The organism is Microbacterium sp. NIBRBAC000506063 (genome assembly GCF_017968845.1).
In the GTDB taxonomy this organism is placed as follows: domain Bacteria; phylum Actinomycetota; class Actinomycetes; order Actinomycetales; family Microbacteriaceae; genus Microbacterium.
In genome coordinates this window covers 2151863-2166315 of record NZ_CP072876.1, presented here as the reverse complement: position 1 = coordinate 2166315, position 14453 = coordinate 2151863, and the positions used below count along the sequence as shown (strand labels likewise).

Annotated in this window: 11 protein-coding genes and 5 pseudogenes; 3 read left to right on the top strand and 13 right to left on the bottom strand. The window is 70.4% G+C overall.

Going from position 1 to position 14453, the window contains the following annotated elements:
* Positions 1 to 17: 17 nt before the first annotated feature.
* The gene (locus KAE78_RS12325; RefSeq protein ID WP_223171038.1) at positions 18 to 962 is read right to left on the bottom strand and encodes an FKBP-type peptidyl-prolyl cis-trans isomerase; all 945 of its coding nucleotides are present in this window, start codon (positions 960 to 962) and stop codon (positions 18 to 20) included.
* A 220-nt stretch (positions 963 to 1182) separates the two neighbouring features.
* Here KAE78_RS12325 and KAE78_RS12320 point away from each other — a divergent pair, with 220 nt between their 5' ends.
* Positions 1183 to 1872: a lysophospholipid acyltransferase family protein gene (locus tag KAE78_RS12320; RefSeq protein WP_223171037.1), complete on the top strand. Its 690-nt coding sequence runs from the start codon at positions 1183 to 1185 to the stop codon at positions 1870 to 1872.
* Between the two features lie 37 nt (positions 1873 to 1909).
* Here KAE78_RS12320 and KAE78_RS12315 read toward each other — a convergent pair whose 3' ends face one another.
* On the bottom strand, positions 1910 to 2413 hold the full coding sequence (locus tag KAE78_RS12315) for an OsmC family protein (protein ID WP_223171036.1): 504 nt from the start codon (positions 2411 to 2413) through the stop codon (positions 1910 to 1912).
* A gap of 176 nt (positions 2414 to 2589) precedes the next feature.
* On the opposite strand from KAE78_RS12315, the pseudogene KAE78_RS12310 reads away from it, so the two are divergent.
* Positions 2590 to 3587 (top strand): annotated as a pseudogene (locus KAE78_RS12310) (asparaginase).
* Here KAE78_RS12310 and KAE78_RS12305 read toward each other — a convergent pair.
* Positions 3577 to 4119: a hypothetical protein gene (locus tag KAE78_RS12305; RefSeq protein WP_223171035.1), complete on the bottom strand. Its 543-nt coding sequence runs from the start codon at positions 4117 to 4119 to the stop codon at positions 3577 to 3579. The pseudogene KAE78_RS12310 and the gene KAE78_RS12305 sit on opposite strands and share 11 nt — an antisense overlap.
* A 162-nt stretch (positions 4120 to 4281) precedes the next feature.
* Between KAE78_RS12305 and KAE78_RS17895 the strand changes: the two genes are divergently transcribed.
* Complete coding sequence (locus tag KAE78_RS17895; protein WP_262927660.1) at positions 4282 to 4404, top strand: hypothetical protein; 123 nt, start codon at positions 4282 to 4284, stop codon at positions 4402 to 4404.
* Positions 4405 to 4951: 547 nt separating this feature from the next.
* On the opposite strand, the gene KAE78_RS12300 is transcribed toward KAE78_RS17895, so the two are convergent.
* The 10 genes and pseudogenes from KAE78_RS12300 to atpA all read right to left on the bottom strand — a co-directional run bounded on the left by KAE78_RS12300 (position 4952) and on the right by atpA (position 14408).
* The gene (locus KAE78_RS12300; protein ID WP_262927659.1) at positions 4952 to 5374 is read right to left on the bottom strand and encodes an FtsK/SpoIIIE domain-containing protein; all 423 of its coding nucleotides are present in this window, start codon (positions 5372 to 5374) and stop codon (positions 4952 to 4954) included.
* 8 nt (positions 5375 to 5382) lie between these two features.
* On the bottom strand, positions 5383 to 6471 hold the full coding sequence (locus KAE78_RS12295) for a hypothetical protein (protein WP_223171034.1): 1089 nt from the start codon (positions 6469 to 6471) through the stop codon (positions 5383 to 5385).
* A 56-nt stretch (positions 6472 to 6527) separates the two neighbouring features.
* Positions 6528 to 7337, bottom strand: coding sequence for a PP2C family protein-serine/threonine phosphatase (locus KAE78_RS12290; RefSeq protein WP_223171033.1), 810 nt, complete (start codon positions 7335 to 7337; stop codon positions 6528 to 6530).
* Positions 7338 to 7418: 81 nt separating this feature from the next.
* Positions 7419 to 8401 (bottom strand): annotated as a pseudogene (locus tag KAE78_RS12285) (aldo/keto reductase).
* Positions 8402 to 8410: 9 nt separating this feature from the next.
* Positions 8411 to 9220: a DUF5684 domain-containing protein gene (locus tag KAE78_RS12280; RefSeq protein ID WP_223171032.1), complete on the bottom strand. Its 810-nt coding sequence runs from the start codon at positions 9218 to 9220 to the stop codon at positions 8411 to 8413.
* A gap of 138 nt (positions 9221 to 9358) precedes the next feature.
* Positions 9359 to 10048 (bottom strand): annotated as a pseudogene (locus KAE78_RS12275) (YaaA family protein); the annotation flags it as partial.
* Between the two features lie 62 nt (positions 10049 to 10110).
* A complete protein-coding gene (locus tag KAE78_RS12270) occupies positions 10111 to 10371 on the bottom strand; it encodes a F0F1 ATP synthase subunit epsilon (protein ID WP_223171030.1) in 261 nt (86 codons plus the stop codon).
* 2 nt (positions 10372 to 10373) lie between these two features.
* Positions 10374 to 11826: pseudogene (atpD, locus tag KAE78_RS12265) on the bottom strand (F0F1 ATP synthase subunit beta).
* Between the two features lie 23 nt (positions 11827 to 11849).
* Positions 11850 to 12749 (bottom strand): F0F1 ATP synthase subunit gamma, encoded by a 900-nt coding sequence (locus KAE78_RS12260; protein ID WP_223171029.1) that lies wholly within the window; start codon positions 12747 to 12749, stop codon positions 11850 to 11852.
* 19 nt (positions 12750 to 12768) lie between these two features.
* Positions 12769 to 14408 (bottom strand): annotated as a pseudogene (atpA, locus tag KAE78_RS12255) (F0F1 ATP synthase subunit alpha).
* Positions 14409 to 14453 lie beyond the last annotated feature (45 nt).

The following is a 14453-nucleotide window of genomic DNA, read 5'->3' as shown; positions in this document are numbered from 1 at the left end:
GACTAGCCCCGCGGGTCTCAGCCGACGATCGGATGCTGCGTGGCGAGGATGTCGATCACGAAGACGAGCGTCTTGCCGCCGAGGTCGTGCGCCTCGGGGTCTTCGCCGTAGCCCAGGGAGGGCGGCATGACGACGAGCACCTGCGAGCCGACCTTCTGGCCCTCGAGCGCGGCGACGAAGCCGGCCACATAAGGGTTGCCCTCGAGGACCAGCGGCGCACCGTTGCTCCAGGACTGGTCGAAGGTCTCGCCCGTGGCCCAGTCGACGCCGTAGTACTGCAGGAGGCTGGTGTCGCCGGTGGCCACCTCGACGCCGTCGCCCTCCTTGAGGACCGCGATCTGCAGTTCCTCGGGGGCGTCGGCATCCGGGATGACGACGGTCGGGGCGCCGTCCTCGGCGAGCGTGACCTCCGGCATGCCCGGAGTCGGCTCCTGCTCCTCGCCCCACGCCGCCATCGGCGTGATGCCGAGGACGTCGACGATGTACAGCTGCGGGCCGGCCTGTGCGGAGCCGGGGAAGGCCACCGACAGGCGGCTTCCCACGGTGGCGCAGCCGATCACCTGGAGCAGTCCGGTCGCCTCGGAGTTGATGCCCGGCAGCAGTTCGCCGTCCTCGTAGCCGGCATCTCCCAGGCGCTCGCCGGTCTCGCCGTCGAAGGCGCTGAGGGCGTACTCGACGTACTCGTCGGCGGCCACCCGCGCGCCGTCGCCCTCCACCACGACCGTGCGCTCGAGCTCCTCGACGCTCTGGCCGGTCTCGAAGACGGCGGTCGAGACCTCGCCGAACTCGCCCTCGATCGTCACCGAGTCGGATGCCGCGCCGGGCTCCGCCGCGACCGTGCACTGATCGCCCGCGGCATCCGGGGTCGCCGGGGTCTCGGGGTCGGTGGAGCCGGAGCAGGCCGACAGCAGAAGAGCCGTCGCAACGACCGTGGAGACAGCGGCGAGAGAGCGAATGCGCACAGGAAAACCTTCGGGAAAGGATGAGGGACGTCTCCATATTGCCGCATACGGCTTTGCGGGCGCTGGGAGAGGCGGCGCGGCGCATGCCGGAGGATGCATGGAAGCAGGATTATTCTGGAGGGATGACTGCTGAGCAGAGTGACGAGTCCGCGACGACGGAAGACACCGGCGAACAGCAGCGCACCCCAAGCGGGCCGGGTTCCGCTATCGCACCGGCCGCATGATCATCAGCCCTCTCGCGCGACTCGTCTACCGCCCGCGGGTCGAGGGCCGAGAGAATGTGCCGCGCACGGGTGCCGTGATCTTCGCGAGCAACCATCTCTCCTTCATCGATTCGATCGCGATCCCCGTCGCCGCACCGCGCCCGGTGCACTTCCTCGCCAAATCCAGCTACTTCGAGGGCACGGGCCTGTCGGGGGCGATCAGCCGCGGCTTCTTCGAGTCCATCGGGGCGATCCCCGTGCGCCGCGGCGCCGGACAGGCCGCGCTGGACGCCCTCGACCAGCAGCGCCAGCTCCTCGACGAGGGCCTTGCGGTCGCGCTCTACCCCGAAGGCACCCGCTCCACCGACGGCCGGCTCTACAAGGGGCGCACGGGCGTCGCCTTCCTCGCCCTGCAGACGGGGGCGCCGGTCGTGCCGGTCGGACTCATCGGAACCGACCGCGTGATGCCCAAGGGCGCGAAGCTCCCCTCGCTGCGCGAGCGTGTGACGGTGCGCTTCGGTGCACCGCTGGACCTGTCCACGCACGGCGCGGCGAACTCGGGCAGGGCCCGTCGCACGGCCACCGACGAGATCATGGCGGCGATCCACGCGCTCTCCGAGCAGGAGCTCGCCGGCACCTACAACGAGGCGCCCGCGCACGGCCCGATCGAGAAGATCAAGCAGGCTCTCCCCCACGAGCGCCGCTGACCCGGTTCCGTGAGCGGATGCCGGCGCGCACTCCGGCTCAGGCGTCCGTGCCGGCGACGGTGATCGTCGCCTCGTGTCGCACGGGGAAGTTCACCGAGTTCGCGATGAAGCACCACTCGTTCGCCTGGGCGTGCGCAGCCTCCGCTGCGACGACCATCGACTCCTCGGCGACGACGACCTGCGGATGCAGCGTCACCTCGGCGAAGGCTCCTCCGCCCGCTCCGGTCTCGCGCATGAGGCCGGTCGCCTCGTCGCGGTAGGAGATCACGACGACACCGGCCGTGACGCAGGCGTGCAGGTACGAGAGCAGGTGGCACTCGCTGAGGGCCGCCACGAGCAGGTCTTCGGGGTTCCACCGGCTCGGGTCGCCGCGGAAGGGCTTGTCGGCCGAGGCGAGCAGCGCGGGCTTGCCCGCGACCTCGACCGTGACATCACGGGTGTAGTCGCGGTAGCCGCTCGTGCCGGTCCCGCGGTTGCCGGTCCAGGTGGTGGTCAGTGCGTAGTGATGCTCGCCGAGAGGACGAGCGGATGCGGTGCTCACCCGACCAGTCTTCCAGGCGTCCGCCCCGGCCGCCACGCACCGCGCAGGAGGGCGCGCAGGCCGGCGAACACGTGCAGACGGGAAGGGTGCCGCCGCATCCGCGTGTCCCGGCGTCTTCGCCTGTCCTCGCGTGGCGCGAACGCACGATGCCGGGTGCGACGTCCTAGGCTGGAAGGATGCCGGAGACACTCACTCTGAACGACGTCGTCGAGCTCGCCGTCGTCGAACGCAGCGGATTCGTGGAGTCGCGCCATCTCGGCGCCGCCGTCGTGCTCTCGCCGGACGGCGAGGTCCTGGCCGCATACGGCAACCCGCAGGCGCTGATCCTGCCGCGATCGAGCCTGAAGCCGCTGCAGGCGGTCGCCTCCGTCACCGCGGGCGCCGAGCTGGAGCCGCTCGGGCTCGCGCTGGCCACGGCGAGCCACGCGGGAACCGACCGCCACGCCGCCGTCGTGCGGGACGTCCTCGCCGGGGCCGGACTCACCGAAGACGACCTGGGGTGCCCGCCGGCCTGGCCGGGAGACACCGCCACCCGCGACGAGCTCGTCCGCGAGCACACGGCCCCGGCCCGCGTGCGCATGAACTGCTCCGGCAAGCACGCCGCGATGCTGCGCGCCTGCGCGGCGACCGGCTGGCCGACGGCCGGCTACCTCGACCCGGAGCACCCTCTGCAGGTGCACGTGCGGGAGGTCGTCGAACGTCTGGCCGGTGAGAAGGTCGGGCACACGGCGATCGACGGATGCGGCGCCCCCGTCTACGCGATGTCGCTGCTGGGCCTGGCCCGCGGCATCCACCGCGTCGGCGGCGCCTCCGACCGCTCTCCCTTCGCGCTGCACCGCGTGGCCGGTTCCATCGTGCGGGCCGTGCGCGAGAACCCGTGGACGATCGACGGCCCCGGCCGCCCCGACACGCTCGCGATCGAGACCCTCGGCGTCTTCGCCAAGGGCGGCGCCGAGGGCGTCATGGTCATGGTCGCGCCCGACAAGACCACCGTGGCGCTGAAGACCCTGGACGGCTCGGGGCGCGCCGCGACCCTCGTGGCCGCCGCTCTCCTCACCCAGCACGGGCACTCTCGGCGGACGATCTCGCCCGCCTCGAAGCGGTGCTGCCGCTGGACGTGCTCGGCGGCGGGGAGCGCGTCGGCCGCATCCGTGTGTCGGCCCTCAGCGCCTGAGCGACCCGGTCGCCTCCAGAAGGATCCGCGCGGGGCGCGCACCGGCGCGGAACCACCACGCCCGTCCGGCGTGCGCGAGCGCGTAGGGCGGCAGGTCGCGCATCCCCACGAGCGTGCGCAGCTCGCCCGTGCACTCGGCGGAGACCACCACATCGGCCTCGGCTCGCAGCCGCTGCCAGAGCGCCCACTGCCGCTGCCAGGCCTCGCCGTCGCCGACGAGCACGGAGGGTGCGGACGATGCCGTGGCGGCCAATCCCTGGGATGGACGGGGCTCTCGGCCGGTTCCGATGGAGGGCCCGGCCCCGAGAACCACGAGCGAAGCAGGATCCGGCCCCGCCCCGAGCAGCAGACCGTTGCCGGCATCGTGGCCTTCGAGCGGATCGGATGCCGCGCCCGGCCGGACCTCGCCGACCGGGGAGACGACGGCATCCGGATGCGACTCGCGCAGCTGCGCGACCATCCGCTGCGGCTGCGCGCACACGACCGCGGTGAGGGCGCTCGGCCGCCACGGCTCGACGGCGGGCTCTTGCATCGGCAGAACCCGGACGCCAAGGCGAACTGCACCTCCCGGCCGTCCAGATGCGCTCTTCCCGGCGCGCGCCGGGGCAGGTAGTCGCCCGCCGCTCCGCCCGCCGCGAGGTGATCCGCGCGCGACGGCAGCGCCAGCAGGGCCCGCTGAGGCAGCAGGTCGGCGATGCGGGCGACCGCCCCCGTGACCCGGCTCGCCGTCACGACCACCGTCGTCTTCTCGGTGGCGGCCCGCCGCACGGCCTGCTCCGCCCGCTCGGCGAAGGCCTGCGCGTACTCGGCGGGATAGCGGGCGATCAGCGCGTCGAGATCGTCGATGAGCAGCAGAGGCGGAGCCGGAGCCTCTCCGGCGGCGAGCACGGTGACGGCGTCCCAGGCGGCCTCCGGATCCGGCCCGATCAGCCCCGCGGCCGGGCTCTGAGCGGCCAGCAGCGCCACGAGCGAGGACTTCCCGCTCTGCGGGCCGCCGAAGACCGCGAGACCGCGATCCTGGCCGCAGCGCAGCAGGACCGGGCTCTGCCGCTGGCGCGCGGGTTCGTCGGCGAGCCCCATCACCAGCGCCCCGTCGCCCTCGCCACGGGAGAGCTCGGCGAGATCGAGCCGGGTGGGCAGCGCCGGCAGCCACGGGCTTCGTGCGGGGGCAGCGCCCTCCCAGCGCCGGCGCACCCTCTCCAGATCGGCGGGCGATGTCAGCGCCACACGCGCGAGATGCGGTGCGTCGTCCCGCGGACGCCGGGCGATCGCAAGGCCGCGGGACGCCGCGTCGCCGGGGAGCTCGGCGGCATCGCCCACGCCGAGGACGGTGCGGCTGTCGGCGGCATCCGTCACCCTCAGGCTCAGCCGCAGCGGGCAGTTCGCCGCGAGCGCCTCCCTGATGACTCCGGCCGCCCGCTGCGTGCCCAGGATGAGGTGCATGCCCAGCGCCCTCCCCGTGCGGCGATGTCGGTGAACACCTCGCCGAGATCCGGATGCTCGTGGAGGAGCGCCGCGAACTCGTCCACGACGATCACGAGCCGCGGCAGCTCCACCGCGGGATCGGCGACGTCGCGGACTCCGGCCGCGGCCAGCACCTCCTCGCGGCGCCGGAGTTCGGCACGCAGGCTCTGCACACCGCGCTGGGCGCCCTCCTCGTCGAGGTCGGTGATCACGGCCGCGACGTGCGGCAGCGTCCGCAGCGGATCGAAGGCCGTCCCGCCCTTGAAATCCGCGAGGACGAAGTTCACCTCCTCGGGCGCGTGCGCCTGCGCGATCGCGGTCACCCAGGTGATCAGCAGCTCGCTCTTCCCGCGCCCGTCATCCCCGTCACGATCGCGTGGGGGCCGTCGGCGACGAGGTCCATGTGCAGCTCGCCCCGCTCCCCGCGGCCGATGACGGCGAGGAGACCCGAGGCCTCCGAGGGCGCGGACAGCTCGCTCAGCGTCAGCGACACCGGGACCGCCGACTCGTCTCCGGTCTCCTGCGCCCATCCGGCGACGATGCGCTGCGCCTGCGCACGCGAGAGCGCATCGAGATGCACGCGTCGCACCCCGGCGCTGCTGCGCACTTGGGCCCGCGTCGGGTCCTCGCACTCGACGATGGTCGAGACGCCTTCGGGGAGCTCGTCCTCCGGCCCGAGCAGACACAGCACGGCGTCGGCTCGTGGATCGCGAGAGATTCCGAAGGCGACCGCCAGTCGGGCCGCCTCCCGCGCGCGCGGCCGCGCGTGCGGGAGCTGATCGAGTCCGAGCACCGCGAGAGCGTCGTCGCCCGCGAGGGTCAGCCGGGTCGCGCGGAAGCGCGTGCACAGCTGGATGAGAAGCGCCCGCGCGACGGCGGCGGTGACAGGACGCGCGCCCCGGATGCAGATGCCGCCGCCGAGCTCCACCGCGACGGGCGCCTCGTCGAGCAGCGCCGCCCGCGCCCGGAATCGTTCGGCGCGCTCGCCGTCGCCGCCGCTCACGCGGATCGTGCTGGTCGCCGTGCCGCGGCCGAGGACGAGCATGGTCTTGGCACCGAATCCGGCCTCGCCGAGCGGCGGCTCCTCCAGGCAGGTGCGCACATCCGGGTGCCGGTGCTGCAGCGCCTCGCGCTCGGCGGCATGGCGGCGCGCGAGCGCGGCGTCGGCTCGGCGCCACTGCTCGGCGGCATCCGCCTCCGCCCGCCTCTGCTCACGCCGTCGCTGACGTATGCCGTCGGCGACCGAGGCGAGCATCATGAGCGGTCCGAGCGCCGCGAAGCACAGCGCCAGCAGCGACCCGGTCACCGCCCACATCGCGATGCCGGCGGCCACCGGCACGAGGGCGGCGAGCTTCGGGATCGGCGGCCTGCGGGCGGGCTCCGGTGTCGGGGGAAGCGTCAGGGGCTCGGCGAGGTCCATTCCCCCATCTCAGGGCACGGAGGGCCTCACGACCGCCGAAAAAGGCGGATTGTGGACTACTCGACGGTTTCTTCGTCTGTGGAGGAGACGTCGCCACCACTCAGTGACACCCGCACGACGATCAGCGTGACGTTGTCGCGCCCGCCGTTCTCCAGCGCGGCCGACAGCATCGCGTCCACGGCCGCCGCGGGTTCGGGCTGACCCGTCACGAAGTGCAGGATCCCGTAGTCGGTGAGCTCCTTGGTTAGCCCGTCCGAACAGATCACGAACACATCGCCGTCGTGGGGCTCGATCGACACGTAGTCGGGCACCGTGAGGTCGCTGGCCCCGACGGCCCGTGTGATGACGTTGCTGTAGGGGTGGCCCTCGGCCTCCTCGGGGCTCAGACGACCCGAGGAGATCAGCTCCTGGACCACGGAATGATCGGTCGTGACCTGCGAGATCGCGCCGTCGCGGAGCAGATACACCCGCGAGTCGCCGATGTTGAGCGACATCCACCGGGGCTGACCGTCGACATCGGTGAGGAAGACACCCGTGAGCGTCGTCCCCGTGCCCTCGTCCGTGGCCTCGGGATGACTCGTGATCGCCTCGGTCGCCCGCTCCAGCGCCGCCTCGATCGTTCCCGGCGTCACCTCGCCCGCCGCAAGAACGCCGCGCAGCTCGCCGATCGTCGCCTGGCTGGCGATCTCGCCCCCGGCATGCCCGCCCATGCCGTCGGCGACGACGAAAAGGGGGTACTCGGCGAGGAAGGCGTCCTGATTCGTCTCGCGGCGACGGCCGGTGTCGGTCGTCCCCGCCCACGTCACGGAGAGCTCGCGCCCCTCGGCGAGGGGAACGCGCTGCGAATGCTGCGACGTCTCAGGCATGCACACCCTCCGAGCGGTGAGCGCCGGACCGGGTCGCCACGGCGTACTTCCACATCGTAGGGGATTCCGGATGTCGGGCGCTCATACCTGCGCGCCCGGATCGGCGGGCAGCGGGAAGAAGGCGTCGATGGCCTCGAGCTCCTCCGGACCCGGCGTCCACGCCGTGCCGGCCTTCGCATTCGCCTCGATCTGCGCGGGAGACGTCGCCCCCGCGATCACGCTCGAGACACCCGGCCGGGCCAGCAGCCACCCGAAGGTCGCCTCGAGCATCGTGAGGCCGCGCTCCTCGCAGAACGCCGTGTAGGCCTCCAGCGCTTCCCAGGGCGCGTTCTCCCAGACGTGGGAGCGCACCTGCTGGATGCGGCTTCCCGGGACGAGGTGATCCCGGCTGAACTTGCCGGTGAGCAGACCGTTGTGCAGAGGGAAGAAGGGGAAGAAACCCAGGTCGTATCGCGCCACCGCGGGGAGCACCTCCCGCTCGGCGGCACGGGCCAGCAGCGAATAGTGGTTCTGCGCGGAGATGAAACGGCCGGTCGATCGCGCCCTCGCCGTGAACTCGGCCTCGGCGATCTGCCAGCCGGAGAAGTTGGAGTGCCCGTAGTAGCGGATCTTGCCCTCGCCGACGAGCTCATCCAGCGCGTCGATCGTCTCGGCGACGGGTGTGGCGGGATCGGGCTGGTGCAGCTGGTAGAGGTCGATCCAGTCGGTGCGCAGCCGGCGCAGCGACTCCTCCACGGCGCGGCGCACGTAACGACGCGAACCGCGTCCCCGGGGAAGCCGTATCCCATGTCCATGTCGTAGCCGAACTTCGTCGCGAGCACGACCTGGTCCCTGCGGCCCTGAAGCGCCTGGCCCATGAGCGTCTCGCTGAGGCCGGGCTCCTTGCCGTAGATGTCGGCGGTGTCGAAGAAGAACACGCCGTTCTCCAAGGCCGCGTCGAGCACCGCTCGGGTGCCCTCCAGGGTCTCGGTCGCGGTTCCCGCGCGGCCGAAGTTGTTGCAGCCGAGTCCTGTGGCCGAGACGACGAGTCCGGATGCGCCGACGCGGCGCTGTGCATCACCCATGCCTCCACGCTATCGGGTCACGGCGGGGCCCGGCGACGTTCCTCGCGGTGAGCGAACGACGCAGCCCCGACCAGAGGATCGAGGGCTGCGTGCGGTGACGTTCTGCGTCAGATCACGCCGGAGGCGTGGTGGGGTTCTCCGGATCGGCCGTCGGCGCTTCGGGAGCGGCCGGGGCCTCGGGGCCGCCGGGGCGTCCGCTGCCGGAGCCGCGGGTGCGGGCGGCGCCGGAGGCGCGTCGGCCGCCGGGGCGGGCGGTGCCGACGCGGGAGGAGCCGGCGGCGCATAGGCCGGAGCGGCGGGGGCCGCCGGGGCGACGGCGCTCGTCTGCACCGGGACACCCGCCCACACGGTGCTGTCGGCGAGGAAGTTGTTGCCCGCCCACGGAGCCGGCGGGATGTCCTTGTTCCAACGCGACTTGTCGAAGGCGAGGATGCCCAGCCACACGATGGAGAGGAAGAAGGCGAGGATGAGCCACACCGGCTCCTTCTGCAGCTTCAGGCCCACGCGCCAGGCGGCCGCGAGAAGGATCGCGGCCGGGATCAGCGCGATGATCTGACCGAGGACCGGAATCCACCCCAGGACGATCGTCGCACCGAGCCCGATGAGCACGAGCCACGGCGAGAGGTCACCGAGCTTGGTGAAGACCATCGAGTTGTAGATCGGCACCCACGCGCGCCACTTGCCCTGCACACCGGCCTTGTCGAACACCTTCATGAGGAAGAACGCCGTGATGAGGTACCCGGCGATCGCGAAGATGAACAGGACGAAGTAGAAGCCGGCCAGCAGCGCGAGCACCGCCGCGTCGTCGGAATAGCCCATAATCTCACTCTCTTTCAGACTTGCCGCTGGAGATCAGCCGCACGGCAGGAAGCCCCTCCCTGCACACGTCATCGTAGTGGTGCGCGGTTTCCCCGGGCAATCGCCCACTCGGGATGGAACGAAACTTTACGGAACCGCTCATGCCTCTGCGACGAGCTCGATCACGCCCGCGTCGGCACCGCTGCGGATCACGATCCCGCGTGTCGCCGCCCAGCGCTCCAGCGCCCGCTGCGAGCGGATCGTCGGTCGGTCCTCGGCCAAGGCCCGCACGAGCAGGCCCTTGGCCTTCTTGTTGAAGTGGTTGAGGGCCCTGGTCGACCCGCCCTCGTCGGCGACGACGCGGACGTACACCGAGGGGACGGATGCCGGAATCGGCCCCAGCTCAACATAGGCTTCGCTGCGCAGGTCCAGGATGAAGCCGGGCGCCTCCGCCGCGAACGCCGCAGTGACGGCATCCGACCAATGACGGCGCAGCGGCGCGAGACCGGGCAGAGAGGTCCCGGCGGCCAGCCGATAGGCGGGGATCGCATCCAGAGCGCCCACGGGGCCGAAGGGCGCCGAGTGGATCCAGGCGTGCCTGCCCAGCCACCGACGCGCGGGGGTCTCCAGCGTGGCGGCATCGAGCGCATCGAAGAGGACACCCGTGTAGCGATCCACCGCGGGCATCGTCGGAGCGGACCGCAGCATCCGATTGTGCTCGATCTCACCGAGCTGACGCGCGCTCAGCTTGAGCGTGCGCTGCGCCTGCGCGGGATCGGCCGACAGCGCCACGAGCGCATCGACGGTCTGCTCGCGCTGTGCGGCGAGCGAGGGCAGAGACAGGGAGAGGGGATCGAGCGCCTGGCCCGATCCCCCCGTCCGCTTTGTCTCTGATGGTGGGAGAAGAACCCTCACGCGATGAGCGCCGCGTTGCCCGCGACGATCGTCAGGTCGTTGCCCTCCATCGACACGAAGCCGTCCTGCGCGTTGGCGAGGATCTTCGTGCCGTCGGCCTGGGTGATGCGCACCTGGCCCTCGGCGAGGATCGCCAGGACCGGCTCGTGACCGGTCATGAAGCCGATCTCGCCCTCGACGGTCTTGGCGACGACGAGGGTCGCCTCCCCCGTCCAGACCTCCGCATCGGCGGAGACGAGGCTGACGTGCAGCGCCATGATCAGGCGTTCTCCTTCTGGATGCGTGCCCAGTTCTCCTCGACGTCCGAGATCGGGCCGACGTTGAAGAAGGCCTGCTCGGCGACGTGGTCGAAGTCACCGCGGGCGATGGCGTCGAAGGACTCGATGGTGTCCTTGAGCGGAACGGTGGAACCCTCCACGCCCGTGAACTTCTTGGCCATGTAGGTGTTCTGCGAGAGGAACTGCTGGATGCGGCGCGCACGGGCGACGACGATCTTGTCCTCTTCCGAGAGCTCGTCGACACCGAGGATGGCGATGATCTCCTGCAGCTCCTTGTTCTTCTGGAGGATCTGCTTGACCGTGGTGGCCACGCGGTAGTGGTCCTCGCCGAGGTAGCGGGGTCCATGATCCGCGAGGTCGAGGTCAGCGGGTCGATCGCCGGGTACAGACCCTTCGAGGCGATCTCACGCGAGAGCTCGGTCGTGGCGTCGAGGTGGGCGAAGGTCGTCGCCGGTGCCGGGTCGGTGTAGTCGTCGGCGGGGACGTAGATCGCCTGGAGCGAGGTGATCGAGTGACCACGCGTCGAGGTGATGCGCTCCTGGAGCACACCCATCTCGTCGGCGAGGTTGGGCTGGTAGCCCACGGCCGAGGGCATGCGGCCCAGCAGCGTCGAGACCTCGGAGCCGGCCTGCGTGAAGCGGAAGATGTTGTCGATGAACAGCAGCACGTCCTGCTTCTGCACGTCGCGGAAGTACTCCGCCATCGTCAGCGCCGACAGGGCCACGCGAAGACGCGTCCCCGGCGGCTCGTCCATCTGGCCGAAGACCAGCGCGGTCTTGTCGAAGACGCCGGCCTCCTCCATCTCGTGGATGAGGTCGTTGCCCTCACGGGTGCGCTCGCCGACACCGGCGAACACCGAGACGCCACCGTGGTCCTGGGCCACACGCTGGATCATCTCCTGGATGAGGACGGTCTTGCCGACGCCGGCGCCGCCGAAGAGGCCGATCTTTCCACCCTGCACGTAGGGGGTGAGGAGGTCGATCGACTTGATGCCGGTCTCGAACAGCTGCGTCTTGGACTCGAGCTGGTCGAAGTTCGGGCCTTGCGGTGGATCGGCCAGCGCTCGGTGACCTCGATCTGCTCGCCCGGCTCGGCGTTGAGCACCTCACCGATGACGTTGAACACCTTGCCCTTGGTGACGTCGCCGACGGGGACCGAGATCGCCTCGCCGGTGTCGCGCACCTCCTGGCCGCGGACGATGCCGTCGGTGGGCTTGAGGGCGATCGCACGGACGAGGTCGTCGCCGAGGTGCTGTGCGACCTCGAGGGTGATCTCCGTGGACTCCTCGCCGATGACGATGGTCGTCTTCAGCGCGTTGTAGATCTCGGGGATCGAGTCGTGCGGGAACTCGATGTCGACGACCGGTCCCGTGACGCGTGCGACGCGCCCGACGACCGCGGTCTCGGCCTTGTCAGCCGTGGCGGTGGGGGTCATATCTTCGTCTCTTTCTTGAGGGTCTATTTGCTCGATGCGAGGGCGTCGGCGCCGCCGACGATCTCCGCGATCTGCTGAGTGATCTCGGCCTGGCGGGCGTTGTTGCGCAGGCGCGTGTAGTCGGTGATGAGCTTGTCGGCGTTGTCGCTGGCCGACTTCATCGCCTTCTGGGTCGCCGCCTGCTTCGAGGCCGACGACTGCAGGAGCGCGTTGAAGATGCGGCTCTGGATGTACACCGGCAGGATCGCGTCCAGCACTGTAGCCGCATCCGGCTCGAACTCGTACAGCGGGTAGACGGCGCTTCCCGCCTCCGACTCGTCGGCCTCCGCGATCTCCAGCGGCAGCAGACGCACCGACTCGGGGGTCTGCGTCATCATGCTGACGAAGCGGTTGTAGACGAGGTGGATCTCGTCGACGCCGCCCTCTTCGCCGCCACGGGTGAAGGCGTCCAGCAGCGAGGCGGAGATGTCTTCGGCGGTGTGGAAGTGCGGCGTGTCGGTGTCACCCGTCCACTCCGCCGCCGAGGCGATCCCGCGGAACTGGAAGTACCCGACGGCCTTGCGTCCGACGAGGTAGTACACCGGCTCCTTGCCCTGCGAGCGCAGGAGCTCGGCGAGCTCCAGCCCTTCACGCAGCACCTGCGAGTTGAACGCGCCGGCAAGACCGCGGTCCGAGGTGAGGATCACGATCGCGGAGCGACGGACCACCTCGGGCTCGCGCGTCAGCGGGTGGTCGACGTTCGAGTGCGTCGCGACGGCGGACACGGCCCGGGTCACGGCCCGCGCGAAGGGCGTGGACGCCTTGACGCGCGCCAGCGCCTTCTGAATGCGCGAAGCCGCGATGAGCTCCATCGCCTTCGTGATCTTCTTGGTCGTCTGAGCAGAACTGATCTTCTGCTTGTAGACCCTGAGTTGTGCGCCCATGTTTCAGATTCCGCCGCGGTCAGCCGCGACGGCCCTTGACGATCTTCTCCTGGTTGATGTCCTCGACCTCGGCCGCGGCGTGCTCCTCGTGCCCCACGGCGCCGAGCGACTTGCCGTCGCCCGACTGGAACTCGAGGATGAACTCGTCGACGACCTTCTCGAGCTCGGCGACGGTGTCGTCACCGAGGACGTTGGTCTCGCGCAGCGTCTCGAGGATGCCGGTGTTGCGACGGACGTGGTCGAGCAGCTCGCGCTCGAAGCGGAGCACGTCCTCCACGGCGATCGTGTCGAGCTTGCCGTTGGTGCCGGCCCAGATCGAGACGACCTGGTCCTCGACGGGGTACGGCGAGTACTGCGGCTGCTTGAGCAGCTCGGTCAGTCGCGCACCACGGTCGAGCTGACGACGCGAGGCCGCGTCGAGGTCGGAGGCGAACATCGCGAACGCCTCGAGCGAGCGATACTGCGCGAGCTCGAGCTTGAGGGTACCGGAGACCTTCTTGATCGACTTGACCTGCGCGTCACCGCCGACTCGCGAGACCGAGATACCCACGTCGACCGCCGGACGCTGGTTGGCGTTGAAGAGGTCGGACTGCAGGAAGATCTGGCCGTCGGTGATCGAGATCACGTTGGTGGGGATGTACGCCGAGACGTCGTTGGCCTTGGTCTCGATGATCGGCAGACCCGTCATCGAACCGGCGCCCAGCTCGTCGGAGAGCTTCGCGCAGCGCTCGAGCAGACGCGAGTGCAGGTAGAAGACGTCACCGGGGTATGCCTCGCGGCCCGGCGGGCGGCGCAGCAGCAGCGACACGGCACGGTAGGCCTCGGCCTGCTTGGACAGGTCGTCGAAGATGATCAGGACGTGCTTGCCCGCGTACATCCAGTGCTGGCCGATGGCCGAGCCGGTGTAGGGGCGAGGTACTTGAAGCCGGCGGGGTCGGATGCCGGAGCGGCCACGATCGTGGTGTACTCCATGGCACCGGCCTCTTCGAGCGCGCCCTTCACGGAAGCGATCGTCGAGCCCTTCTGGCCGATGGCGACGTAGATGCAGCGGACCTGCTTGTTGACGTCGCCCGAGTCCCAGTTGTCCTTCTGGTTGATGATCGTGTCGATCGCGATCGCGGTTTTGCCGGTCTGGCGGTCGCCGATGATGAGCTGGCGCTGGCCGCGGCCGACGGGGATCATGGCGTCGATCGCCTTGATGCCGGTCTGCATGGGCTCGTGCACGCTCTTGCGCTGCATGACGCCGGGCGCCTGGAGCTCGAGCTCGCGACGACCCTCGCTGGCGATCTCGCCGAGGCCGTCGATCGGGTTGCCCAGCGGGTCGACGACACGGCCGAGGTAGCCGTCGCCGACGGGCACCGAGAGCACCTCGCCGGTGCGGGTGACCTCCATGCCCGCCTCGATGCCGGAGAACTCGCCGAGGACGACGACACCGATCTCGTGCTCGTCGAGGTTCTGCGCGAGGCCGAGCGTGCCGTCCGCGAAGCGGATGAGCTCGTTGGCCATGACACCGGGCAGGCCCTCCACGTGTGCGATGCCGTCTGCGGCGTCGATGACGGTTCCGACCTCGGTCGCCGCGGCCCCGGTGGGCTCGTAGGCGGCGACGAAGTCCTTCAGTGCGTCACGGACGACGTCGGGGCTGATCGATAGTTCTGCCATTGTCTTCCCTTTGTGTGAGATTCTGCGCGTTGTCGCGCGAAGTCG

Excerpts from the sequence above, each read along its gene's own strand:
- KAE78_RS12290 (WP_223171033.1), bottom strand. The coding sequence starts at position 7,337 with ATGCCTGAGACGTCGCAGCATTCGCAGCGCGTTCCCCTCGCCGAGGGG.
- KAE78_RS12270 (WP_223171030.1), bottom strand. The coding sequence starts at position 10,371 with ATGGCGCTGCACGTCAGCCTCGTCTCCGCCGATGCGGAGGTCTGGACG.
- KAE78_RS12280 (WP_223171032.1), bottom strand. The coding sequence starts at position 9,220 with ATGGGCTATTCCGACGACGCGGCGGTGCTCGCGCTGCTGGCCGGCTTC.
- KAE78_RS12295 (WP_223171034.1), bottom strand. The coding sequence starts at position 6,471 with ATGGACCTCGCCGAGCCCCTGACGCTTCCCCCGACACCGGAGCCCGCC.
- KAE78_RS12320 (WP_223171037.1), top strand. The coding sequence starts at position 1,183 with ATGATCATCAGCCCTCTCGCGCGACTCGTCTACCGCCCGCGGGTCGAG.
- KAE78_RS12260 (WP_223171029.1), bottom strand. The coding sequence starts at position 12,749 with ATGGGCGCACAACTCAGGGTCTACAAGCAGAAGATCAGTTCTGCTCAG.
- KAE78_RS12305 (WP_223171035.1), bottom strand. The coding sequence starts at position 4,119 with ATGCAAGAGCCCGCCGTCGAGCCGTGGCGGCCGAGCGCCCTCACCGCG.
- KAE78_RS17895 (WP_262927660.1), top strand. The coding sequence starts at position 4,282 with ATGCGGGCGACCGCCCCCGTGACCCGGCTCGCCGTCACGACCACCGTC.